Source organism: Cytobacillus sp. FSL H8-0458, from assembly GCF_038002165.1.
GTDB lineage: Bacteria > Bacillota > Bacilli > Bacillales > Cytobacillaceae > Cytobacillus.
The window spans coordinates 1-22,154 of sequence record NZ_JBBOBR010000001.1 but is presented as its reverse complement, the minus strand read 5'-3'; the positions used below and the strand labels follow the sequence as shown (position 1 = coordinate 22,154).

Here is a 22,154-nt window from a genome sequence, read left to right as displayed (position 1 = left end):
TGTGGAGCTAGACAATTATTGACTTTCAAAGCGTTCTTTCTTATTAAGAAAACTGCAGCATGCAAACTATAAAAGTATATGAATGCCATAGCTAAGTTCGTCAATTTTCTATCTTTTTAGACACACTATTTGTAGTGTACTCTTCTTGCCGGGGAAATTCCACTTGCAATACCGTATAATGGGGCATTATTTTTAGAAATAGGATATTTGATTTATAATGAAGCTATTGTTTATTTAGCGAATTAAGATAAGTTGGTGAAAACATGAAATATGATGTAATAGTGATAGGCGGAGGTCCTTCGGGATTGATGGCAGCAATCGGTGCTGCGGAAAAGAAGGCAAAGGTTCTGCTGATTGACAAAGGAAACAAGCTTGGAAGGAAGCTTGCCATTTCCGGTGGTGGCCGGTGCAATGTCACAAACAGGCTTCCAGTAGATGAAATTATTAAGCATATTCCCGGCAATGGGAGATTTTTGTACAGTGCATTTTCCATCTTCAGCAATGAAGATATTATCCGCTTCTTTGAGAATTTGGGAATTGAGCTGAAAGAGGAAGATCACGGGCGAATGTTCCCCGTTACCGACAAAGCGCAATCGGTTGTTGATGCCTTAATTTCAAGGCTGAAGGAACTGAAAGTCGATATTAAAACAGACAGCCCGATCCAGGATGTTCACTATGAAAATGGCAGGGTGAAATCGGTGGAATTAAAAACAGGCGATGTTTATGAAGCAGACTCTGTTGTGATTGCCGTAGGAGGAAAATCAGTTCCTCACACCGGCTCAACCGGTGACGGCTATGCATGGGCGGAAAAAGCAGGCCATACGATTACAGAGCTTTTTCCAACTGAGGTTCCGCTGACATCTTCAGAGAGCTTTATTAAAGAAAAAGCGCTGCAGGGATTGTCGCTGCGGAGTGTGGCACTTAGTGTTTTAAATCCTAAAGGAAAAGCACTCATAACCCATCGGATGGATATGATTTTCACCCATTTCGGCATTAGCGGCCCGGCGGTTTTGCGCTGCAGCCAGTATGCTGTGAAAGCGATGAAGAAGTGGAACTTGAAAGAAGTAACCATGAACCTGGATGCACTCCCGGATACAAAGGAAGAACCTCTTTTTCAGGAAGTGTCCAAAAAGATTAAAGAAGAACCTAAAAAAATCATTAAAAACCTCTTAAAAGGACTGCTTCCAGAAAGATATCTTCTGTTTCTTCTTGAGCAGAACGGGATTGATCCATCTGCACAAGGGGCTGCTATTTCCAATGAAAAAATCAGAAGCTTTGTTAAAGGCTGCAAATCTTTTCAGTTTAAAGTAAATGGGACGCTTCCTCTGGATAAAGCCTTTGTTACAGGCGGAGGTGTTTCCGTCAAAGAAATCGAACCGCAGACAATGGCTTCAAGAATGATGGAAGGTCTTTTCTTCTGCGGAGAAATCCTGGACATCCATGGCTACACAGGCGGATACAATATCACTTCTGCACTTGTAACAGGCAGGCTTGCCGGATTAAGCGCAGCTGCAGCTGCACATACCGTGTAATAAAGATAGAGCCTGATGCACTAGAGACATCAGGCTCTATATATAACCATGGCAGAGAAACAATAAATCTGTTCGTCTTCATCCTCCTGCACTGCGGCCACATTATATTTTATATCCAGCAGTTTTTTCTCCTCAATCTTCTCCAGAAAATGATTCATATCCTTTTCCAGGTCTTTTTCATGCTCGTGATCGAATAATTTTACCTTAATCACAGGAATTCTCCTCCCAGCGTTTTTTATTAGTTTGGTCAATTTTCCGAATTTTTAAAATTGAAAAGCTAAAAAAAAAACGAAGCCATAATTGGCCCCGTTTGAATATTATTCCGTTTTTCCCTGCCAGTTCATCATGCCTCCAGCCATATTGCGCACCTTATATCCCTGGTCCTGCATGTAATGACAAACATTTCCGCTGCGATTGCCAGAGCGGCAGATAATAATGTACTCAGTGTCTTTATCAAATTTATCAAGATTCTCAGGGATCGTGCCCATGCGGATATGTCTGGCTCCAGGAATCATTCCGGATGCCACCTCTTCATCTTCTCTAACATCTACAAGCTCGAGCTTCTCTCCAGCCTCCAGCTTTTTTTGCAATTCATCTGTGGTAATCTCTTCAATATGGTCCAATTCTGACACCCTTTCCTGAAAACTTTTTATATAGCACTTTGCATCTGCTAGTGCTGCCACTCCTATAATACCCTATATGGCTCGAAAAATATAAAATGAAACTTCAATCTGTGGGGATGCTTTTCTCCCCGCTGATTGTTAGCTGAGGCCCACAGGAAGTGGGTCACAAAGACGTTGCCACAGGATGTGGCGTTCTTAGTCTTTGTCCTTCTTTCGGGCCTTTACGGGGAGTTTGACCCCCACTTATCCTCCTTTGATTCCTCTGAGTCTTGAAGTGGGTGTCTTACTGCCCGTTAGACTGCGATAAATGAGATGTTTCTTTAAAACAAATACAAAACCACCCCTGTTTAAATAGAGGTGGTTTCATCTCAATATAACTTAATTTGCAACGATATTTACAAGCTTGCCCGGTACTGCGATAACTTTACGGACAGTTTTTCCGTCAATTTGCTCTTTTACTTTTTCATCACCCATTGCGATTTGCTCCAAGAGGTCTTTTTTGGCATCGGCCGGAACCATAAGCTTCGCTTTTACTTTGCCGTTGATTTGGATAACGATTTCAACCTCGTCATCCACCATTTTGGCTTCATCATATGCCGGCCAGGCTTCATAAGCAATGGATTCACCATGGCCAAATTTTGACCAAAGCTCTTCTGAAATATGAGGAGCGATTGGTGAAAGCATTTTAACAAAGCCTTCTGCAAAAGTTTTTGGCAGCACATCTGCTTTATAAGCTTCGTTGATGAATACCATCATTTGAGAAATAGCTGTGTTAAAACGAAGTCCTTCGTAGTCCTCAGTAACTTTTTTCACCGTTTGGTGGTAAACCTTTTCAAGGCTGCTGCCTTCTTCAATGTCCTGAATTCTCGGGCTTAATTCACCAGTCTCTTCTACAAACAAGCGCCAGATGCGGTCAAGGAATCTTCTTGAGCCATCCAATCCGTTTGTAGACCAGGCGATGGAAGCTTCAAGCGGCCCCATGAACATTTCGTATAGACGAAGAGTATCTGCACCATGGCTCTCTACGATTTCATCCGGATTAACGACATTGCCTTTTGATTTACTCATTTTCTCATTGTTTTCCCCAAGAATCATACCCTGGTTAAATAGCTTTTGGAACGGTTCCTTCGTATGGACGACTCCCACATCGTAAAGGACCTTGTGCCAGAAGCGGGCATATAGAAGATGAAGTACCGCATGTTCAGCTCCTCCGATATATATATCAACCGGAAGCCATTCTTTTAATTTCTCAGGATCTGCAAGAGCTTCACAATTTTTTGGATCAATATAGCGAAGGTAGTACCAGCAGCTGCCTGCCCATTGCGGCATTGTGTTCGTTTCTCTGCGGCCTTTTTTGCCAGTTTCCGGATCCACAACATTAACCCAATCATCGATGTTGGCTAATGGTGACTCACCAGTGCCGGATGGCTTGATCTCCGTTGTTTTTGGAAGCACTAATGGAAGCTGCTCTTCCGGCACGGCAGTCATTGTGCCATCTTCCCAGTGGATGACTGGAATCGGCTCGCCCCAATAGCGCTGGCGGCTGAATAACCAGTCACGAAGACGGTAAGTAACCTTCTTAGTGCCAATACCTTTTTCTTCAAGCCAGGCAATCATTTTCTCAATAGCATCCTCTTTGTTTAATCCATCAAGGAAACCTGAGTTCACATGCTCGCCATCGCCAGTGTAAGCTTCTTTATCAACATCTCCGCCGGCAACGACTTCTTTAATAGGCAGATCAAATTGCTTGGCGAACTCATAGTCGCGCTCGTCATGTGCCGGAACCGCCATGATGGCTCCTGTTCCATAACTGACTAAAACATAATCTGCAATCCAGATTGGCATTTTTTCGCCGTTGACCGGGTTAATCGCATACGCACCAGTGAAGACACCCGTTTTTTCTTTAGCAAGATCTGTCCGCTCAAGATCACTCTTGCTCTTTACTTTGTCAATGTAAGCCTGAACTGCTTCTTGCTGCCCATCTGTTGTGATTTTATCAACAAGCGCGTGTTCTGGAGCAAGTACAGCATATGTTGCACCATATAACGTGTCAGGACGTGTTGTGAAAACGGTGAATGTGCCGTCATGTCCTTCAATATTGAATGTCACTTCGGCTCCTTCAGAGCGGCCGATCCAGTTGCGCTGCATGTCCTTAAGGCTCTCTGGCCAATCCAATAAATCAAGATCTTCAAGCAGGCGATCCGCATACGCCGTAATTTTCAGCATCCACTGTCTCATTGGGCGGCGCTCTACCGGGTGGCCTCCGCGCTCGCTTTTCCCGTCAATAACCTCTTCATTTGCAAGCACTGTTCCAAGTGCGGGACACCAGTTAACAGCTACTTCATCGATATAAGCAAGCCCTTTTTCATAAAGCTTTAAGAAGATCCACTGAGTCCATTTATAGTATTCAGGGTCTGTTGTGTTTACTTCACGATCCCAGTCATAGGAGAAGCCTAACGCCTTAATCTGGCGGCGGAAGGTGTTGATATTCTGTTCTGTGAATTCTGCCGGGTCATTCCCTGTATCAAGTGCATATTGCTCTGCAGGCAAACCAAATGCATCCCAGCCCATCGGATGAAGGACATTATAGCCCTGCATCCGCTTCATGCGGGAAAGGATATCTGTTGCCGTATATCCTTCCGGATGGCCAACGTGAAGACCAGCACCTGAAGGATAAGGAAACATATCAAGCGCATAAAACTTGCGCTTGCCTTTATCTTCAGTTGTTTTAAATGTTTTATTTTCTTCCCAGTGGCCTTGCCACTTTTTTTCAATCTCCTTATGATTGAAACTCATTTTTGTTTCCTCCTATTATCAGAAAGCTCAGGGCGCCGCTTATCCAAGGGCCGCAGACTAAAACCGCCACGTCCTGTGGCAACGTCTGCATGACCCGCATCCTGCGGGCCTCAAGCCTAAGACGAGCCGGCGGAAAGGTTGTTCTTTAACCTTTTTGACGGATTGGCTTATGACCTCAAGCCGATGGCGCACGGAGCTAGACTGCTTTCTGACTTCAAAAATTTGCACTGCATTTTTTAATACAATAAAAAAACCTCTCATCCCAAAAAAGGGACGAGAGGATTATGTATAAATCTCCCGCGGTACCACCCACATTAGTGAACATGTCACTCGCTTCATTCATCCTTAACGCGGAAAACGGCAAGCATTACTGGTATTTCACACTTGCTGCTCAAAGGCGAGTTCATGATGTGCCCGGCTGACTTGCACCTGCCGTCAACTCTCTTAAAACGGGCTGCTGCACCACTACTGCTCCTTATCTAAGCATTTTAGTATAAGAATATGACTATTGTAATAAATTTCCCGCCAGGATGCAAGTAGGCTTATCCTGACAGGAATTTAATACTTAGAATATGCAATGTTTTTAAGAATTGTGCACCATGTTTCACTTTCTTTAGGGCAGAATGTTTACAAAGCCATTCAATCCATTATTTCAAATCACTTAGATGCGGATGAAAGAGCCATAATAGAATAACAATAATGGGAAGCGAAACTGCCATAGCTATTCCCGGCTTTTTATAATGCATTCGCAGCATGATGAACATGATGAGATTAAACATTACAGACCACCAGAAATTCCACCCATTATCATAAACAAACAATCCCTTTTTAGAAAACAAATACTCAAGTACTGAGAAATAAACGATCCATACGACAATATAAAAAATCTTTTTCTTTAGATTTTTTTCCGGAAAATAACGAAGGTAAATCATGACGACGACTGGAATAATCACCAAAGTGAAGGTAATTTCAATCAACGTGTGATTCAGCCAATCCAGCGTAACTGCTCTATAAGCCCAAAGAGTATGATTATAAAATAAAAAATTATATAGAAGGTTGGCAATGATATAAAATTGGACAGTTGGATAGTATTCTTTCCATCTATTCCAATCAACAAATTTCCAGGCAAAAAAAATATAGACAAGTACAACCAATAATAAATACACAATATCTCCACCGATTATCTGCCATCAATTCAGTATCAACAATATACCCATAGTTTCAGAGGTTTTATTCACATTACTGGACAAGAGAAAAAGAGGGCCATTCTCTGCCCTCTCTAAAAACTGATATGCGCATTCTTATTGAACTGTATAGCCTCCATCAATAACTGCCGCCTGGCCAGTAATTCCTTTAGCTGCATCACCAGCCAAAAAAATCGCATAATCTGCAATCTCTTCCACCTTCAGAAGCCTTTTTTGCGGCACTAACGGATAAATGACTTCCTCCAGTGCTTTTTCCATTGGTACATTTCTTGTTTTAGCAAGGTCATTCAGCTGATTTCTAACAAGAGGTGTATCTACATAGCCCGGGCAGATGGCATTAACCGTAATGCCATGTTCAGCAGCCTCCAGTGCAGCTACTTTAGTCAATCCTATAACACCATGCTTTGCACTGTTATAAGCTGCCTTGCCAGCAAACCCCACAAGCCCGTTAATGGAAGCCATGTTGAGTATCCGGCCTGATTTTTGTTTTTTCATGATTGGCATCGCGTGCTTTATTGCCACGAATGGAGCAGTCAGCATTACTTTGATCATAAATTCAAACTTCTCAGTGGGAAAATCTTCAATAAAGGAAACATGCTGCAGCCCTGCATTATTTATCAGCACATCCAAAGCACCGAATCGGCTGAAAGTTTCATTGATGGCCGCCTGAATATCAGACTCTGATGTCACATCACATTTTAGCCCAAGCGCTTCAAAACCTTCATTCTGCAGGTTCTCTGCAGCTTTCTTCACAGCAGCTTCCTGAATATCCGTCAGAACAATTCTCGAGCCCTGTTCAGCAAACCTCTTGCCAATTTCATAGCCAATCCCCTGCGCTGCACCAGTTATAAAAACGACTTTATTTTGTACCATGAATAAGCTCCTTTCAAAAACAAAGCCGGGGCTCTGTTCAATGAGCCCCTGCCATAATTAGATTCCTAATCCGAATGAGAATAATACAATCGCCAGGGCTAAACCAATCAGCGGGACAATTACCGTAACAGCAGCCACTGCGCCATATGCAGCCTGGTGGGTTTCACCGCAGATTGCCCGTACAGTGGTAACAACATAGCCATTATGCGGCAAAGAGTCCAGGGCTCCGGAAGAAATGGCAACCGTTCTGTGCAGGGCTTCTGCATTAACGCCCATGTCCATATAATGCGGGGCAAGAATTGGCAGTGCGATTGCCTGGCCGCCTGAAGCTGAGCCAGTCATCCCGGCGATCACACTTACTGCTATGGCACCGCCTATCAGCGGACTGCCAGGAATGCTCGTCATCCAATCAACTGCTGTAGCAAATGCAGGCACTGCTTTTGCTACGCCTCCAAACCCTACGACAGCAGCCGTATTGCCTATAGCGATTAATGCACCTAATGTTCCATCAGACACAGCATTCCAGAAATTGGTGAAATACTTTCGGTTCAATAGATATGTGGCAATGACTCCACCCAGCAAGGCAAGAATAAGTGCAGATTGTGCAAGTGAATCATGAAAAACGAAGGAAATAATTAAAACGACAACTAATGGTACAACACCCATAATTGGATGCGGCAAATCCTTATTTTCAGTTACAGGATCCTGCTTGCGGGATTCAAATGTTTCTCCTTTGTTTACAGCCTTGGTAATCATACGCTTTAGCCACCAGTAGCCGAAGATCATCATGAACACAGCCACAATTAAGCTGACTTCCCAGCCCGCATATGGAGTTGTTCCAAGAAATTCAATCGGAATCCAGTTTTGAATTTCAGGTGAACCTGCAGAAGTCATCGTAAATGTTACAGATCCAAAGGCTAGTGCCGCAGGGATAAATCTTCTCGGCAGATTGGCCTGCTTAAATAAACTCAGCGCCATTGGGTATACAGAGAAGGCAACAACGAATAAACTGACTCCGCCATAAGTTAAAATGGCACAGGACGCGACAATGGCAAGAACGGCATATTTCATTCCAAGCTTATCCACGACCATTTTGGATACACTGTCAGCCGCACCGCTATCCTCCATTACCTTTCCAAAAATAGCACCCAATAGGAACATCAGATACCATGATGTGACAAATCCTGAAAAGCCGGACATATAGTTCCCGACCAAGTTGGCCTCTCCTTCACCTGCCAGCTGCGGAAATAAAGGCATACCGCTAAAAAGAGCTACAAACAGTGCAGATAACGGACCGACCACCAGCAGGTTCATTCCCCGCATCGTCAGGTAAATCAGCAGTGCAAGCCCGCCTATTAACCCAATCATACTTAGCATTTCATTTCCCCCTTTGTTTTAAATGTAAGAAAATAAACTTGTCATCCCCCTTTTTGTAAACGTTTGCAAAATAATAGAAAAATCACTTGCTGTGAAATTTTAATGCAAGAAGTGTGCCAACATAAAATACTTCTTGGTGAAGGGAATGGTGAACAATTAATGAATTATTTTTCCGGAAATCTGGAACGGGCAGGGAGCAAGTCCTCAAATTTAATAGACTAGTTTTCTGATAATTCCGTCTAACAGAAGGTTATCAGCATTAAAGATTCCTAGAATCAAAAAAGTCCAGAATTCTGGAATTTATTCCGGATTTCTGGACTATTTAAACCTATACAATTCCATATTTCTTTAACTTTTCGTACATGGATGATTTACTGATGCCAAGAGCGTTTGCTGCTGCTATTCGGTCATTATTATATTTGCTCAAGCTTTGCGTCAGAATCCGCTTCTCTGTTTCTTCCAGAATATCCTTCAAATTCTTTTTTCCAACCGGATATACAGCAGTTTCTTTCATATAATCCGGCAATGATTCTGTACTGATAGTTTCATTGCTTGTCAGGTGAATGGATGCCTCGATTACATTCTCAAGCTCCCTGATATTTCCGGGCCAGCTGTATTGATGAAACTTTTCTATGACTTCTTCTTCAATTGCACTTATTCTCTTTCCCGATTTTTTCGTTATTTTCTTGATAAAGCTGTCAATTAGAAGCGGTAAGTCTTCCATCCTGTCGCGCAAAGAAGGAACCATGAACGGCACCACATTGATCCGATAAAATAAGTCCTCCCTAAAACGCTTTTCCTCCATCATTTTTTCGAGCGGTCTGTTAGTTGCAGCAATAATCCGGACATCCACTTTAACCGGAGAAGTTGAACCAACGCTTTCAATCTCGCCTTCCTGCAGGGCACGCAATAGCTTCACCTGCATATTAAGCGGCATATCCCCGATTTCATCCAAAAACAAGGTCCCTCCATCTGCGAGCTGAAATTTTCCTTTTTTACCGCCCTTTTTCGCCCCTGTAAAAGCTCCCTCTTCATAGCCAAACAGTTCAGACTCCAGCAGATGCTCAGGAATGGCTCCGCAGTTAATTTTTACAAATGGCTGATGGCTCCTGTTGCTGAGCTGATGAATGCTGTGGGCAAACAGTTCTTTACCGGTCCCGCTTTCCCCGCGAATTAAAACGGAAATATCACTGGCTGCCACCATTTTCACCTTTTCTTTCAGGCTGTGAATCTGGCTTGAGCTTCCCAATATATCATCGAGGCTGTATTTTACACTTGGATCAATTCCCTGGATATAGCTCTGAATTTTTGTGAGCATGCTCTTTACATGGCTGTTCATCTGCATCCATTCCTTTGTATCTCTAAAGAAGACCGTCCCGAATGCGCCAATTACTTCGCCATCCGAAAAAATGGGAATGCGGTTTGCTATCATATAATTGCCTCTTATAAATTGCAGGTCTGCAATTTCTTCCTTTCCTGATTCTGCCACTATATGCATTCGCGAATTTTCAATAACCCCGGATACATGCTTCCCCAGAACCTGTTCCCTCTCCACCTCAAGAAAATCGCAATAATTTTTATTAATGTAAATGATCGTTCCTTCTTTATTTACAACTACAAGCCATCCAAAGGCGTTTTCTACAATGGTTTCAACCATTTGAACAGGCAAATCAAATAATGCACTTTTCATTTTTGATCCCCTCATTTAGGACATTCTAATATTATAAACACTATTTTATCATATTTTTCTGACAACAAATTCATTTCAATAGGTATTCTAATTGCTTTTACTGTCCATACCATTAGTAATCCGCGCAGATATGGGAGGTGTTTCAGCTGAAAGGCATATATCTGATCAATCCTCACTGGCAATTTCTAAACAAGTCTAAAGAAGAAGGGATTCAGCTGCAAAAACAGGCACTGGAATCCTATATTGAGGACCATAATATTTATACAGTAAAGCTAAATCAATGGCAGCTGAATGACTATTACACCATTCCGCATGCCCTATTGTATGATTTGAAGCAAAAGAAAGCAGAGCTGGATATCCTGCTTCTTTATTCTGAAGAGGTCCTTGAAGACTTTATTAATTCTTATCCGGCAAGATGGCTGATTCTGAAAAGCTTCTTCAATGAGGTTGTATTTTGCGCAAACCCAAAAGAGAACTCTCTTGAAGACGCAGGTTAAATTAATTACTTGAAACATTAAAACCTGCAGCTCAAAACTGCAGGTTTCATTCTTCCGCTAATTCTTATGAAGCATGCGCCAATTCTTTAGACTCCTTTAATTTCCGGTCATATACAAGAGTCGTCAGAATGGCAAAAACAAATAGAACCATTAATACAGCAAACAGCATGGAGATTCCATAAAGATCAACCAGAATCCCCCCCAGTAAAGGGCCGATCATCCTTCCGCCTGTAGCTGTGCTGTTAACGATTCCCTGGTAAAACCCTTCTCTCCCTTTAGGGGCAAGCTGGTTGGCAATGGTCGGAACAGCTGGCCATATTAGCATTTCGCCTACTGTAAGAATAACCATGCTAGTGACAAATGCGGAGAACTGTTCTGCGATCGCCGCAGCAGCAAACGAGCCAATAAATATAACCATTCCCGCGACCATCTGAATCTTTAATGTTTTAAACCATTTTACCATTGCACTGATAACCGGCTGCCCCAAGACAATCAGGGCTCCATTAATAGTCCACAGCAAACTGTATTGCTTTAAGGAAATGTTCAACTCCTGTGTATAAGCGGCAATAGTCGATTGCCATTGTACATATCCGACCCAGCACAATAAATATCCCGCACATAATATGAGCAGTGCATACAGCTTGGTATGATTTTTAACCAGGCCATTTTCCTGAAGGATGGAGGTCTGCTGACCGGAAACTGTGTTTATTCCCCTGTAGCCAAAAACAGCGATCAATAAAAAAATGATATACATAACAGTATTGGCCAGAAAAATTAACTGAAAAGAGTACGAGGCCACAAGACCGCCAAGAGCAGCACCAATGGCAACACCTGCGTTCTGAGCTACATAGATGGCATTGAAGGCTTTGCGTCCTCCTTCTTTCCAGACTGATCCCGCCATCGCAAACATAGAAGGAAAAACAATCCCGGATCCAAATCCGACAAAGGTAAGGAACACCACATATGCAGGCCAGCCATGCCAAAAGGTCAAGCCGAGGAGCGCCATTACCGTGATGACAATTCCAAGAAGAATCGAACGATAGCCGCCTATTTTATCATAGAGGCTTCCCCCTATTAGATTTCCCGCGACACTGGCAGCTGCATTCACCATTAGAACCAGGCCGGCTACCGATAAGGATTTGCCTAAGTGGTCATGAATGTAGATTGTATTAAGAGGCCACAAAAAAGAAGATCCGGTTACATTCACTGCCATGCCAATAATTAAAAGCCATAAGGTCCGCGGCATAAGATAACGCCCCTTTTTTCGTATTTTTTATGTTTAGCCGGAACATTATCTCCCGGACACTATTTCGAAATCCAAAATAATTTTAGTTGGTTTTTCTTGTCCTTGCAATAGGTTTTCAATCGATTTTAATAGACAGAATACTTCTTCTTTTTCACTTAAAGCTGCTATGAAGATTTCAGATAAAGTAAAGCCCCGATCCTCGGGGGATCGGGGCTTTGCCATAATTATTTATGAAGATTGTTCCGGTTCAGGATGAAATTTAGATTTAACAGGCTGACCGCCTGATTTTTCATAATTTTTTTTCGACTGCTTTACCGCATCGAAATCCCGGCCAAATTCAACATCCTGGCTATTGGCGCCGTTGCGGGTCTTTTGTTCCGGATTGTTTTGTTTTGAACGTTTTTTTACCATCTGTGGATCACTCCTTAATGAGGAAGAATTATCATCTGATTTTGGAGCTGCTGCAGCTGGAGCCTCATCCGATGAAGCTGTTCACGCTGCTGGGAGTTCGCGCTGTGTGCCATCTGGGTTATATCATTATAGGCAGCTTCCAAAGATTGGAGTGCATTGGAGTATTCGAGATCATTGAAATGCTCCTGCGTTCTCCCTGATTCAAACTGCTCCTGCGCAAAACGGATTGCATCCTCACACTGCTGAAGGAGTGTATCCATCGATTCACGTGTTGCCATTGTATGTTCCCCTCCTTGAAGAATGGGTCTAGAAGCTTGCATGCTTCATGAATTAGTTTGTTCATTTTTCTGTAATCCTTACCACTGTATTTCCTGCCAATTCCCCTTTAATAAGGTTTTGCGATTTGATAAGATAAAGTGAAACTTCAATCAGCGGAAGTTTACCTACTGATATATACTTCTTCACCTCATAAATTACTCTTTGAAAAAGGAGGGATAATTGTGGATAAAGTAAATCCTTTTCCATATGCATCCGATAATAAACGGTACCATACATGGAATTATCATTTGCGCAATGAATTTGGCCATAAGGTTTTTAAAGTGGCACTTGATGGCGGCTTTGATTGCCCAAACCGTGATGGCACGGTCGCATATGGAGGCTGTACGTTCTGCAGCGCCGCCGGTTCTGGAGACTTTGCCGGGAACCGCGCTGATGATTTGGAAACACAGTTTAATGCAATCAAAACAAAAATGCATCATAAATGGAAAGATGGAAAATATATGGCCTATTTTCAGGCCTTTACGAATACACATGCCCCTGTTGAGGTGCTTCGTGATATGTATGAGAGGGTGCTTGATCAGGAAGGTGTTGTCGGGCTGTCTATTGCAACCCGCCCCGACTGCCTGCCTGATGATGTAGTTGACTATCTGGCAGAGCTTAACAAGCGGACCTATCTCTGGGTAGAGCTTGGCCTGCAGACTGTACATGAACGAACTGCCCTTTTAATTAACCGCGCACATGATTATCAGTGCTATGTGGAGGGAGTAAAAAAGCTCCGCAAACATGGAATCCGCATCTGTTCCCACATCATTAATGGACTTCCGCTTGAAACACCGGAAATGATGATGGAAACCGCCCGGGAAGTTGCGAAGCTGGATGTACAGGGAATTAAAATCCACCTCCTTCATTTATTAAAGGGAACCCCGATGGTTAAACAATTTGAAAAGGGCATGCTTGAGTTTCTTTCTCTTGATGAGTATATAAATTTAGTATGTGATCAGCTGGAAATTTTACCGCCGGAAATGATTGTACATCGCATCACCGGTGATGGGCCAATCGACTTGATGATTGGGCCGATGTGGAGTGTCAATAAGTGGGAAGTCCTTAATGGCATTGATGCAGAATTAAAGCGAAGAAACAGCTGGCAAGGTAAATTTTACAATCCAAGCCAAGTGGAGGCATTGTCATGAAGCTTGAAAGAATCTTACCATATGCAAGACAGCTGCTTGAGAAAGCAGTATCACCTGGAGATATCGTTATTGATGCCACTCTGGGCAACGGACATGATACCGTATTTCTGGCTGATCTGGTGGGACCTAACGGCAGAGTTTACGGATTCGATATTCAGGAGGAGGCTGTCCTGAATACAAAAACACGCCTGGCTGATCATGAACTGTCAGACAGGGCTACCCTTTTTCATACAAGTCATGAACACATTCTTGAGAATGTACCTCCTGTCCACCATGGAAAAGTAACGGCAGCCATATTTAACTTAGGTTACTTGCCCGGGGGCGATAAAGATATTGTCACCCGTCCGCAGACAACCATTTCTGCCATCGATCAGCTCTTGGAACTGATGGCTCCGGAAGGGATTATTCTTTTGGTGATTTATCACGGCCATATAGAAGGTGCTGTTGAACGCGATTACCTGCTACGATATGTAAAGCAGCTGGATCAAAGCCTCGTCCATGTTTTGCAGTATCAGTTTATTAATCAAAAAAATAACCCGCCGTTTATCATTGCAATTGAAAAGCGATAAATATAATGTAAAAGCCTGCAAAAACTGCAGGCTTTTACTTATTTCACAAAGGCTTTTGCAAATCCGGGAGGCATCATCTTCTGCACTATCCGGTAAGCTCTTCCGTTCACATAAAAGAAATAGCTGACCATTCCGCCTGTTTTGATCATACTTTTGGCTAATTTTCTAACATTCCGCTGCTTCCGGACCTTATCATCTGAGAGATAGACCCCCAGCAGGCCGCGATTAATCAGTTTATGGAAATGTTTATGAGGCAGCTTTTCCGTATGCTTATCTGCCTCTGCAACAAAGTGCTTCAATCTCGAAAACAGTTTCTCTTCGCTTTCATAGTAAAAGCAGAAATTCAAGTCTCCTCCGGCCTTGTCCTCTTCCTGATCAATCAGATAATCAAGCAGAATGTGGAGTCCCTGGATGTATGGAAAATATCCATTTCTTATATTAACCGCATGCTCCGCTTTAAAATCATCTCTCAGTGCGTAGGAAACAAGGCAGAAAATCCCGAGTGTCGAACCCGAGCAGGCGGAAAACTCATACCATTCCATCTCGGGTATATCTGACCGATATTGGTCGAACCAGTTCTGAAGACGGGGTACACGTTCTTCGACTACGACATGCTTATGTATTTGCAGATCACAATAGTAACGGCATAATTCAAGCAGGTGGTTTTTTATATGGGGATATTGCTCAAGACCCGACAGCACTTCCCTGCAGGATGCTGCTAAATCTGCAAGATAGTTTCCATCATCCTGCTCACTTCTCAGCCGATAATAATTTTTCACTGCTGCGTCAATATCCAGGGCATCCTCCATTGACTCATGAAGTGCGGCAAAATCTCCGGGATCAAGCGAGGTGCTCCTGTCGCAAAGATTGTCCAAATAATCACTAATTGTCTGATAAGCGACAATAAACTTAATCGCTTGTTCATATTTTTCCTTTGCCATCAAGGACATAATAGCTCCGCCTTCACAGTGAAAGGTTTTATGTTCAATGCTGGCAAGAGCCTGCTTTCTTAATTCCGGATCAGGAATTGCTTCCGCCCGGCTCCTCCAGTATGCAAGCTCCTTATGGACAGCAGGCAGAACCTTCCGATAGACATGTGACATTAAACTAATTGGCATGGAAGGGACACTCATGACAGCAGAAACCTCCTTTTGATCAGGTCTGGTGAATATTTTAAGTAAATCAGTAACTCTTAAACCACATAACCAAGCGCCTTTAATTGGCTGTTCACGAAATCCTTCGCATATTCAAATACCTCTTCACGTTCAGGTTCATTGAAGACTTCGTGGTAGCACTTTGGCCATTCTTTGAACCTTTTCTCTGAGAAAGGCGCAAGGTTAAACCATTCTCTGACAGTTGTTTTATTCACGATTTTATCATCGCCGCCCTGTACTACGAGAAGGGGTACATCCTGGATCTTATCAAGATTCTCAAAGGCAAGCTTTATGGCATAAACAAGTTCCCTGTACCATCTGACCGAAACTTTTGTTACATACAGTGAATCATTTAAATCAGCATCAAGGACATCCTGATTTCGCGTCGCCATGTCCACTGACAATCCTGCATCCATCTTCAGGCCCGGCATCACTGAATTGAGTCCAAGCGATAAAAAGTTCAGTAATTTCGAAGGCTGCTGAACCAAACCTAAACATGGGGATGACAAAATCACTCCAGCGAGATTCATTCTTTCTTCCTGCAGCAGGCGAATGGCAATCAGTCCGCCCATGCTGTGTCCTAAAAGAAAAACCGGCAATTCAAATTCATAGGCAGCCTGTACCCAATCTTTAACTTCAATGATATATTCATCAAAGGAATCAATATGGCCCCTTCTGGATCTTGTAGTCATCCCCTGGCCGGGAAGATCTCCCATAATGACATGGAAACCGGCCAAGCGCCACATTTCAATCAGCCAGCCATAACGGCGGTGATGCTCCATTGCCCCATGAACCATGACAATAACTCCTTTTGCATCTCCTTCAGTTTCCCACTTCCACATAGTCAATCCTCCCAGCCTTTTTACGTACTATCTCATGTAAATATATTATAGCCCAGATGCAAAAATTGTTCATGAATCAGCTCCTCATTAAAACTCTTTTACCAAAATAACGTTTACCATGCCTTATATGATAAAATCAAAATAATCAAACTGCATACAGGAGTGTTTTTTTCCATGATCTATCCATATAAAGATAAAGAACCTAAAATTGCAGAATCCGCATTTATTGCAGATTTTACTACCATTACCGGCGATGTTGAAATTGGGGAGGATTCCAGTGTCTGGTTCAACTCCGTCATACGCGGAGATGTAGCACCAACCATCATCGGCAGGAAGGTCAATATCCAGGACAATTCCGTCCTTCATCAGAGCCCGAATAACCCGCTTATACTGGAAGACGAAGTAACAGTAGGCCATCAGGTAATCCTTCATAGCTGCATTATCCGCAAGAAAGCTCTAATTGGAATGGGCTCGATTGTCTTAGATCAGGCAGAAATCGGGGAGGGAGCATTTATTGGTGCAGGCAGCCTTATTCCGCAGGGAAAGAAAATTCCGCCCAATACGCTTGCGTTCGGCAGGCCTGCAAAGGTGATCCGTGAGCTGACGCCTGAAGATATAAAAGATATGGAACGGATCAGCAGGGAATACGCTGAAAAAGGCCAATACTATAAGTCTTTGCAGAAAAAGCAAAAATAACTCTCCAGCCTTAATAGAATGGAAAATAGGCCGATATTAAACAAAAAGCAATACCAATTGGCAGGTGAAGGAATTGAAGATTTATATCGGGGCAATTGTTCTTTTCTTATTATTAATAGTAATATTCAGAAAAATAATGGTAAAAACGGCACCCATGTTTTTAATGGTCTTCATCTTTGTTTCTGCAGCATTTGTTTATGACAACCTTGCAGGAAGCAGTCCTCCTTCACCCGTGAACAAAATAAAATCATGGCTGTCTGAACCAGATGAGAAAGCCAGTGCTTTCCTTGGAAACAGCACAGCTGTAATTAAGATTAAAGAAAAAATAATTATAGATGTGCCCGCAATCAATCAGTTTCCTGAGCTCCCCAGAGGATGTGAAGTCACTAGCTTATCCATGCTCCTGCATCACGCGGGGATCCAGGCTGATAAAATGACACTGGCTAAAGAAATAAAGAAAAATCCTGAGCCTTATCGCATAGAAGACGGAAAAATCTATTTCGGGCATCCGAATGAAGGCTTCATTGGCGATATGTACTCCTTTGATAATCCCGGTCTCGGCGTTTATCATGAACCCGTAAAAGAGCTTGCGGAAAAGTACATGCCCGGCTCGATTGAAGATCTTACCGGATCCGATTTTGAAGACTTAAAGATCCATTTGTCAGACGGCAGACCTGTATGGGTCATTATCAACACAGCCTATAAACAGCTGTCTGATGACTTTTTCCAGACCTGGCATACGCCGAGCGGAAAAATCCAGATTACCTATAAAGAGCATTCTGTCCTGCTAACGGGCTATGACCAGGAATACCTGTACTTCAACGACCCGCTCACAGGCGAGAAAAATAAAAAAGCCCCCATACTCGATTTTGAAAAAGCATGGGTGCAGATGGGAAAGCAGGCTATTACTTATCTCCCAAAATAAAAACGTCCACCAGGTTTTCATCTGATGGACGTTTTATTTTAGCCTTTAAGAGGCTGCAAATCTTTATCTAACAAGTATTCTTTTTCAAAGGAGTATTTTTTCTCCACATACACCTGATGCCACACCATGAACATAAGAACTGTCCAGATTTTGCGGCTGTTATCCGCTTTATCCTGACAATGGTCTTCAAGCAGCTGCAATACATAGTCTTTATTAATCAGGTGATCAGTATTGCTTTCACGGATGATATTTTTTGCCCACTCATTCATCTCATCCTTCAGCCAGTGGCGGATTGGCACAGGGAATCCAAGCTTTTTGCGGTTCAGTACATGGTCCGGAACGACTCCTTCGGCAGCTTTGCGAAGAATATATTTCGTAGTGCCATTTGCCGTCTTCAGGCTGGTAGGGATTTTGGAAGCCACTTCAAACACTTCTTTATCAAGGAACGGAACACGAAGCTCGAGAGAATGCGCCATCGTCATTTTGTCCGCTTTTAATAGAATGTCTCCGCGCATCCAGGTATGAATGTCGATATACTGCATACGGTCAACCGGATCATAGCCTCGGCTTTCTTCATATAAAGGTTTCGTGATATCCGTATAATTTAAGCTGTCTTTATAGACATGAAGCAGATTGCGCTTCTCTTGTTCTGTAAACATTTTTGCATTTCCGATGTAGCGCTCTTCCATTGGCGTGACACCGCGTTCGATAAAGCTTTTACCCTTCATCCCCTCCGGCATCATGTTTGCAATCATGCGAAGAAGCTTTTTGCCAATGGCAGGGATTTTATTGAAGACTTCCAGGGATTGTGGTTCACGGTAAATATTATAGCCGCCAAATAGCTCATCGGCTCCTTCACCTGAAAGTACAACCGTTACATGCTTGCGTGCTTCTCTTGCAACAAAATAAAGAGGCACACATGCCGGGTCAGCAAGCGGATCGTCCATATGCCACATGATTCTCGGAATCTCGTTCATGTATTCCTCAGGAGTAATGATATAGCTGATGTTTTCGACACCCAGCTTTTCTGCTGTTTCTTTCGCTACATCCACCTCGCTGAAGCCATTGCGTTCAAAACCAACAGAGAATGTTTTAATAGCAGGATGGAATTCCTTCGCAATCGACGCAATGATGGAAGAATCAATTCCGCCTGAAAGGAAAGAACCTACAGGAACATCGGCACGCATATGCATTTTGACCGAGTCGAATAACACATCTCTAATTTCTTTTGTAAAATCAGCTTCTGATTTCTGCACTGGATGGAAAGCAGCTTTCCAATAGCGCTTAATATCCATCGGAGCACCGATTTTTTTAGTAAAATAATGGCCTGGCTCAAGCTTGTGGATTCCCTCTGACATCGTGCTTGGCTCAGGCACAAACTGATAGGTCAGATAATGCTGCAGCGAGTCATAGTTTAATACATCATTCTGAAGTGCCAGTAAAATGCTCTTCTTCTCTGATCCAAAGAACGTGCGGTCTCCCTTATCGTAATAAAAGAAAGGTTTAATCCCAAATGGATCTCTGGCTCCATATAAAGACTGCTCCTGTTTATCCCATATGACAAACGCAAACATACCGCGCAATTTTTCAACAGCTTTTTCTTTCATATGGCTGTATAGAGCAATGATGACTTCTGTATCTGAGCTTGTTTCAAAGCTTAAGCCAGCTTTGAGAAGTTCTTCACGAAGTTCCACATAGTTATAGATTTCACCATTAAAGATAATCCAATAACGCTCATTCTCGTAAGTCAGAGGCTGGTGTCCGCTTTCAATATCGATAATGCTCAGCCGGCGGAAGCCAAATTGAATATGATCATCAAAATAGTAGCCTGAGTCATCCGGACCCCGGTGTGTAATGATATCATTCATATTTTGGAATTGTTCTTTATCTGCGTCACGGTAATTTTGTGCTTTTTCATGTACACAACCAATAAAACCACACATTATGTACGTCACCTACTCCATTCTATTCTCAATATTTAGATATAGCCTTAACGGCTCCTTTGTCTTAAAAAACATACCTTATAATACTACCACTAATCGCTAATAATTAGCACGCAGAATATAAAATGTTTCTGTACGGAAAATTAAGCCATTATCCGAAGTTTATACGATACCATAAAATTATAAACGGCTATAGAGCATAAAGACCGAAAAGTGAATTACACCCTTTATGTATTATGACGCAAAAAAGAAAGCGGGAGTTACACAGTAAATGCAACTCCCGCTTTTCTATTAAGCTTCAGAACGAAGAATTTCTGCCTTGTCAGTACGCTCCCAAGGAAGGTCAACATCTGTACGTCCGAAGTGTCCGTAAGCAGCTGTCTGCTTGTAAATTGGGCGGCGAAGGCCAAGCATGTTAATAATTCCTGCAGGACGAAGATCAAAATGCTTTCTTACTAAATCAACTAATACATCTTCATCCACTTTGCCAGTTCCAAATGTATCAACAGAGATGGAAACAGGCTGTGCCACACCGATTGCATAAGCAAGCTGAACTTCAACTTTTTCTGCCAAGCCGGCTGCTACAAGGTTCTTCGCTACATAACGTGCAGCATATGCAGCAGAGCGGTCAACCTTTGTAGGATCCTTACCGGAGAACGCGCCGCCGCCATGGCGTGCATATCCGCCGTAAGTATCAACAATGATTTTGCGTCCAGTCAGACCAGCATCCCCCTGTGGTCCGCCGATAACAAAACGTCCAGTCGGGTTGATGAAGTACTTTGTATTCTCATCGATTAGTTCTTTCGGAACAACCGGGTTAATAACATGTTCCTTCAGGTTGCGCTGGATTTGCTCCAGGCTGATTTCAGGATGATGCTGAGTAGAAATAACGATTGTGTCAATGCGGACAGGCTTGTCATTTTCATCATACTCAACGGTTACCTGAGTTTTTCCGTCCGGACGAAGGTATGGAAGGATTTCTTCTTTACGAACTTCAGTCAGGCGGCGGGAAAGTTTATGTGCTAAAGAAATCGGAAGAGGCATAAGCTCTTTCGTTTCGTTGCAGGCAAAACCGAACATTAAGCCCTGGTCTCCTGCACCGATTGCTTCGATTTCCTGATCGCTCATTTGCCCTTCGCGTGCTTCAAGTGCCTGGTCAACACCCATTGCGATATCTGCAGACTGCTCATCAATGGAAGTTAAAACTGCACATGTTTCAGAGTCGAAACCATATTTAGCACGAGTATAACCGATTTCTTTTACCGTTTCACGAACGATTTTTGGAATATCTACGTATGTAGATGTTGTAATTTCACCTGCAACTAATACAAGTCCAGTTGTTACAGAAGTCTCTGCAGCAACACGGGCATTCGCATCTTTAGCTAAAATCGCATCTAAGATTGCATCAGAAATTTGGTCACAGATTTTATCCGGATGACCTTCAGTAACTGATTCAGAAGTAAACAAACGACGTTTTGTTGACATCTGGCTTCCTCCTTATAAATAGAAAATTGAGCGAGAAATAAGAAATGGGGAAGCGTTTTCCCTGTCATTTCATGGATCTCTGTTTGATACGGAACTCATTCCCTTAGTAGTATGAAATAAACATGGAGTTTTTATTAGAAAAATAGACAGCGCAAGCAGGAATGCCAGGTTTCCATTTATCATATGCATGCCAAAAACTCACATAAATAGTACATTCCAAAAGCCGTTCATCCCATTGCCAGTTAAAAAGCGTAAGCACCCGGGTAGCTCCGACAAGCATAAGACAGGCCTTGGAGGAAGGCGTTTGTCGCCTTCTGCAAGGGAATGGCTAGACCATAGAGGAGCTGGGTGCTGGAGCTAGATAAGCAAAATAAAAAACCTTCTCATTAGTGAAAAGGTTGAAAGCAAATCGATTCGCGCCTTTCACTCTTATCGTTCAAGGAATTACGTCCTTGCGTCAGGTTAGCACCTTTGCTGATTATTGCCTTTAGCAGGTTGCTGGGTTTCATAGGGCCTGTCCCTCCACCAGCTCGGGATAAGAGAGTATCCGTTCAAGGTTGAATCATACCGTATTTTATCGAACCATGTCAACAGATTTTCATTATTTTTCACAGTAAAATTTCGACTTGGAAAATTCAGCTTCACCCTTACAGAGAACAGCTTCCATCGTCACACTTTTTCTTTAGAAATTTATGCCTGTTTTTTGCTATCCATTTATACATCGGATCGCCCAGAAGTGTGGAGAATGGTATATATAACAGGATGCTTATCAAAAAAGATGCAGGAAAGAGGAACAGCAGTCTCCTTACCGCATAGTACCC

20 protein-coding genes, 1 riboswitch and 1 other annotated feature are annotated in these 22,154 nt (G+C 42.8%); of the genes, 6 read left to right on the top strand and 14 right to left on the bottom strand.

Annotated features, from left to right (window positions below; all coding sequences use genetic code 11):
* Positions 1–263 precede the first annotated feature (263 nt).
* The gene (locus NYE23_RS00100) at positions 264–1,532 is read left to right on the top strand and encodes a BaiN/RdsA family NAD(P)/FAD-dependent oxidoreductase (RefSeq protein WP_341074654.1); all 1,269 of its coding nucleotides are present in this window, start codon (positions 264–266) and stop codon (positions 1,530–1,532) included.
* A 29-nt stretch (positions 1,533–1,561) separates the two neighbouring features.
* Here NYE23_RS00100 and NYE23_RS00095 read toward each other — a convergent pair whose 3' ends face one another.
* The 7 genes from NYE23_RS00095 to NYE23_RS00065 all read right to left on the bottom strand — a co-directional run bounded on the left by NYE23_RS00095 (position 1,562) and on the right by NYE23_RS00065 (position 10,096).
* Positions 1,562–1,744 carry a sporulation protein Cse60 gene (locus NYE23_RS00095; protein WP_009333366.1) on the bottom strand — a complete coding sequence of 61 codons (183 nt, stop codon included), beginning with the start codon at positions 1,742–1,744 and terminating at the stop codon, positions 1,562–1,564.
* A 105-nt stretch (positions 1,745–1,849) separates the two neighbouring features.
* Positions 1,850–2,155, bottom strand: a complete 306-nt coding sequence (locus NYE23_RS00090) for a rhodanese-like domain-containing protein (RefSeq protein WP_341080549.1) — start codon at positions 2,153–2,155, stop codon at positions 1,850–1,852.
* Positions 2,156–2,533: 378 nt separating this feature from the next.
* Positions 2,534–4,951 (bottom strand): leucine--tRNA ligase, encoded by a 2,418-nt coding sequence (gene leuS / locus NYE23_RS00085; RefSeq protein WP_341074653.1) that lies wholly within the window; start codon positions 4,949–4,951, stop codon positions 2,534–2,536.
* Positions 4,952–5,217: 266 nt separating this feature from the next.
* Positions 5,218–5,442, bottom strand: a binding site (T-box leader).
* A gap of 156 nt (positions 5,443–5,598) precedes the next feature.
* Entirely contained in the window at positions 5,599–6,117 is a 519-nt protein-coding gene (locus tag NYE23_RS00080; protein ID WP_341074652.1) for a CBO0543 family protein, read from the bottom strand.
* A gap of 135 nt (positions 6,118–6,252) precedes the next feature.
* Positions 6,253–7,029, bottom strand: coding sequence for a 3-hydroxybutyrate dehydrogenase (locus NYE23_RS00075; RefSeq protein ID WP_341074651.1), 777 nt, complete (start codon positions 7,027–7,029; stop codon positions 6,253–6,255).
* Between the two features lie 57 nt (positions 7,030–7,086).
* Positions 7,087–8,406, bottom strand: coding sequence for a GntP family permease (locus tag NYE23_RS00070; RefSeq protein WP_035330386.1), 1,320 nt, complete (start codon positions 8,404–8,406; stop codon positions 7,087–7,089).
* Between the two features lie 328 nt (positions 8,407–8,734).
* Positions 8,735–10,096, bottom strand: coding sequence for a sigma-54 interaction domain-containing protein (locus tag NYE23_RS00065; RefSeq protein WP_341074650.1), 1,362 nt, complete (start codon positions 10,094–10,096; stop codon positions 8,735–8,737).
* A gap of 137 nt (positions 10,097–10,233) precedes the next feature.
* Here NYE23_RS00065 and NYE23_RS00060 point away from each other — a divergent pair, with 137 nt between their 5' ends.
* On the top strand, positions 10,234–10,593 hold the full coding sequence (locus NYE23_RS00060) for a hypothetical protein (RefSeq protein ID WP_341074649.1): 360 nt from the start codon (positions 10,234–10,236) through the stop codon (positions 10,591–10,593).
* Positions 10,594–10,657: 64 nt separating this feature from the next.
* Here NYE23_RS00060 and NYE23_RS00055 read toward each other — a convergent pair whose 3' ends face one another.
* The 3 genes from NYE23_RS00055 to NYE23_RS00045 form a co-directional block, all read right to left on the bottom strand.
* Complete coding sequence (locus NYE23_RS00055) at positions 10,658–11,839, bottom strand: MDR family MFS transporter (protein ID WP_341074648.1); 1,182 nt, start codon at positions 11,837–11,839, stop codon at positions 10,658–10,660.
* A 228-nt stretch (positions 11,840–12,067) separates the two neighbouring features.
* Positions 12,068–12,250: a hypothetical protein gene (locus tag NYE23_RS00050; RefSeq protein ID WP_035330391.1), complete on the bottom strand. Its 183-nt coding sequence runs from the start codon at positions 12,248–12,250 to the stop codon at positions 12,068–12,070.
* A gap of 14 nt (positions 12,251–12,264) precedes the next feature.
* The gene (locus tag NYE23_RS00045; protein WP_341074647.1) at positions 12,265–12,528 is read right to left on the bottom strand and encodes a YtzC family protein; all 264 of its coding nucleotides are present in this window, start codon (positions 12,526–12,528) and stop codon (positions 12,265–12,267) included.
* Positions 12,529–12,750: 222 nt separating this feature from the next.
* Here NYE23_RS00045 and NYE23_RS00040 point away from each other — a divergent pair, with 222 nt between their 5' ends.
* Together NYE23_RS00040 and NYE23_RS00035 are read left to right on the top strand one after the other, a co-directional pair.
* The gene (locus NYE23_RS00040) at positions 12,751–13,719 is read left to right on the top strand and encodes a TIGR01212 family radical SAM protein (protein ID WP_341074646.1); all 969 of its coding nucleotides are present in this window, start codon (positions 12,751–12,753) and stop codon (positions 13,717–13,719) included.
* On the top strand, positions 13,716–14,288 hold the full coding sequence (locus NYE23_RS00035) for a class I SAM-dependent methyltransferase (RefSeq protein WP_341074645.1): 573 nt from the start codon (positions 13,716–13,718) through the stop codon (positions 14,286–14,288). Before NYE23_RS00040 ends, NYE23_RS00035 begins: the two co-directional genes overlap by 4 nt.
* 38 nt (positions 14,289–14,326) lie before the next feature.
* Here NYE23_RS00035 and NYE23_RS00030 read toward each other — a convergent pair whose 3' ends face one another.
* Positions 14,327–15,421, bottom strand: coding sequence for a tetraprenyl-beta-curcumene synthase family protein (locus NYE23_RS00030; RefSeq protein ID WP_341074644.1), 1,095 nt, complete (start codon positions 15,419–15,421; stop codon positions 14,327–14,329).
* 59 nt (positions 15,422–15,480) lie between these two features.
* A complete protein-coding gene (locus NYE23_RS00025) occupies positions 15,481–16,284 on the bottom strand; it encodes an alpha/beta hydrolase (RefSeq protein WP_341074643.1) in 804 nt (267 codons plus the stop codon).
* A gap of 174 nt (positions 16,285–16,458) precedes the next feature.
* On the opposite strand from NYE23_RS00025, the gene NYE23_RS00020 reads away from it, so the two are divergent.
* Both NYE23_RS00020 and NYE23_RS00015 read left to right on the top strand, forming a co-directional pair.
* Complete coding sequence (locus tag NYE23_RS00020; RefSeq protein WP_341074642.1) at positions 16,459–16,980, top strand: gamma carbonic anhydrase; 522 nt, start codon at positions 16,459–16,461, stop codon at positions 16,978–16,980.
* Positions 16,981–17,053: 73 nt separating this feature from the next.
* A complete protein-coding gene (locus NYE23_RS00015) occupies positions 17,054–17,905 on the top strand; it encodes a C39 family peptidase (protein ID WP_341074641.1) in 852 nt (283 codons plus the stop codon).
* 38 nt (positions 17,906–17,943) lie between these two features.
* On the opposite strand, the gene asnB is transcribed toward NYE23_RS00015, so the two are convergent.
* Together asnB and metK are read right to left on the bottom strand one after the other, a co-directional pair.
* The gene (asnB, locus tag NYE23_RS00010; protein WP_341074640.1) at positions 17,944–19,848 is read right to left on the bottom strand and encodes an asparagine synthase (glutamine-hydrolyzing); all 1,905 of its coding nucleotides are present in this window, start codon (positions 19,846–19,848) and stop codon (positions 17,944–17,946) included.
* Between the two features lie 291 nt (positions 19,849–20,139).
* Entirely contained in the window at positions 20,140–21,333 is a 1,194-nt protein-coding gene (metK, locus tag NYE23_RS00005; RefSeq protein WP_009333385.1) for a methionine adenosyltransferase, read from the bottom strand.
* 426 nt (positions 21,334–21,759) lie between these two features.
* Positions 21,760–21,875, bottom strand: a riboswitch (SAM riboswitch).
* Positions 21,876–22,154 lie beyond the last annotated feature (279 nt).

What these genes read in the sequence shown, in the direction of transcription:
- NYE23_RS00025 (WP_341074643.1), bottom strand. Translation starts at nt 16,284, where the DNA reads ATGTGGAAGTGGGAAACTGAAGGAGATGCAAAAGGAGTTATTGTCATG.
- NYE23_RS00065 (WP_341074650.1), bottom strand. Translation starts at nt 10,096, where the DNA reads ATGAAAAGTGCATTATTTGATTTGCCTGTTCAAATGGTTGAAACCATT.
- NYE23_RS00100 (WP_341074654.1), top strand. Translation starts at nt 264, where the DNA reads ATGAAATATGATGTAATAGTGATAGGCGGAGGTCCTTCGGGATTGATG.
- NYE23_RS00035 (WP_341074645.1), top strand. Translation starts at nt 13,716, where the DNA reads ATGAAGCTTGAAAGAATCTTACCATATGCAAGACAGCTGCTTGAGAAA.
- NYE23_RS00075 (WP_341074651.1), bottom strand. Translation starts at nt 7,029, where the DNA reads ATGGTACAAAATAAAGTCGTTTTTATAACTGGTGCAGCGCAGGGGATT.
- NYE23_RS00030 (WP_341074644.1), bottom strand. Translation starts at nt 15,421, where the DNA reads ATGAGTGTCCCTTCCATGCCAATTAGTTTAATGTCACATGTCTATCGG.
- NYE23_RS00055 (WP_341074648.1), bottom strand. Translation starts at nt 11,839, where the DNA reads ATGCCGCGGACCTTATGGCTTTTAATTATTGGCATGGCAGTGAATGTA.
- NYE23_RS00020 (WP_341074642.1), top strand. Translation starts at nt 16,459, where the DNA reads ATGATCTATCCATATAAAGATAAAGAACCTAAAATTGCAGAATCCGCA.
- metK (WP_009333385.1), bottom strand. Translation starts at nt 21,333, where the DNA reads ATGTCAACAAAACGTCGTTTGTTTACTTCTGAATCAGTTACTGAAGGT.
- NYE23_RS00050 (WP_035330391.1), bottom strand. Translation starts at nt 12,250, where the DNA reads ATGGTAAAAAAACGTTCAAAACAAAACAATCCGGAACAAAAGACCCGC.
- NYE23_RS00045 (WP_341074647.1), bottom strand. Translation starts at nt 12,528, where the DNA reads ATGGCAACACGTGAATCGATGGATACACTCCTTCAGCAGTGTGAGGAT.
- asnB (WP_341074640.1), bottom strand. Translation starts at nt 19,848, where the DNA reads ATGTGTGGTTTTATTGGTTGTGTACATGAAAAAGCACAAAATTACCGT.
- NYE23_RS00070 (WP_035330386.1), bottom strand. Translation starts at nt 8,406, where the DNA reads ATGCTAAGTATGATTGGGTTAATAGGCGGGCTTGCACTGCTGATTTAC.
- leuS (WP_341074653.1), bottom strand. Translation starts at nt 4,951, where the DNA reads ATGAGTTTCAATCATAAGGAGATTGAAAAAAAGTGGCAAGGCCACTGG.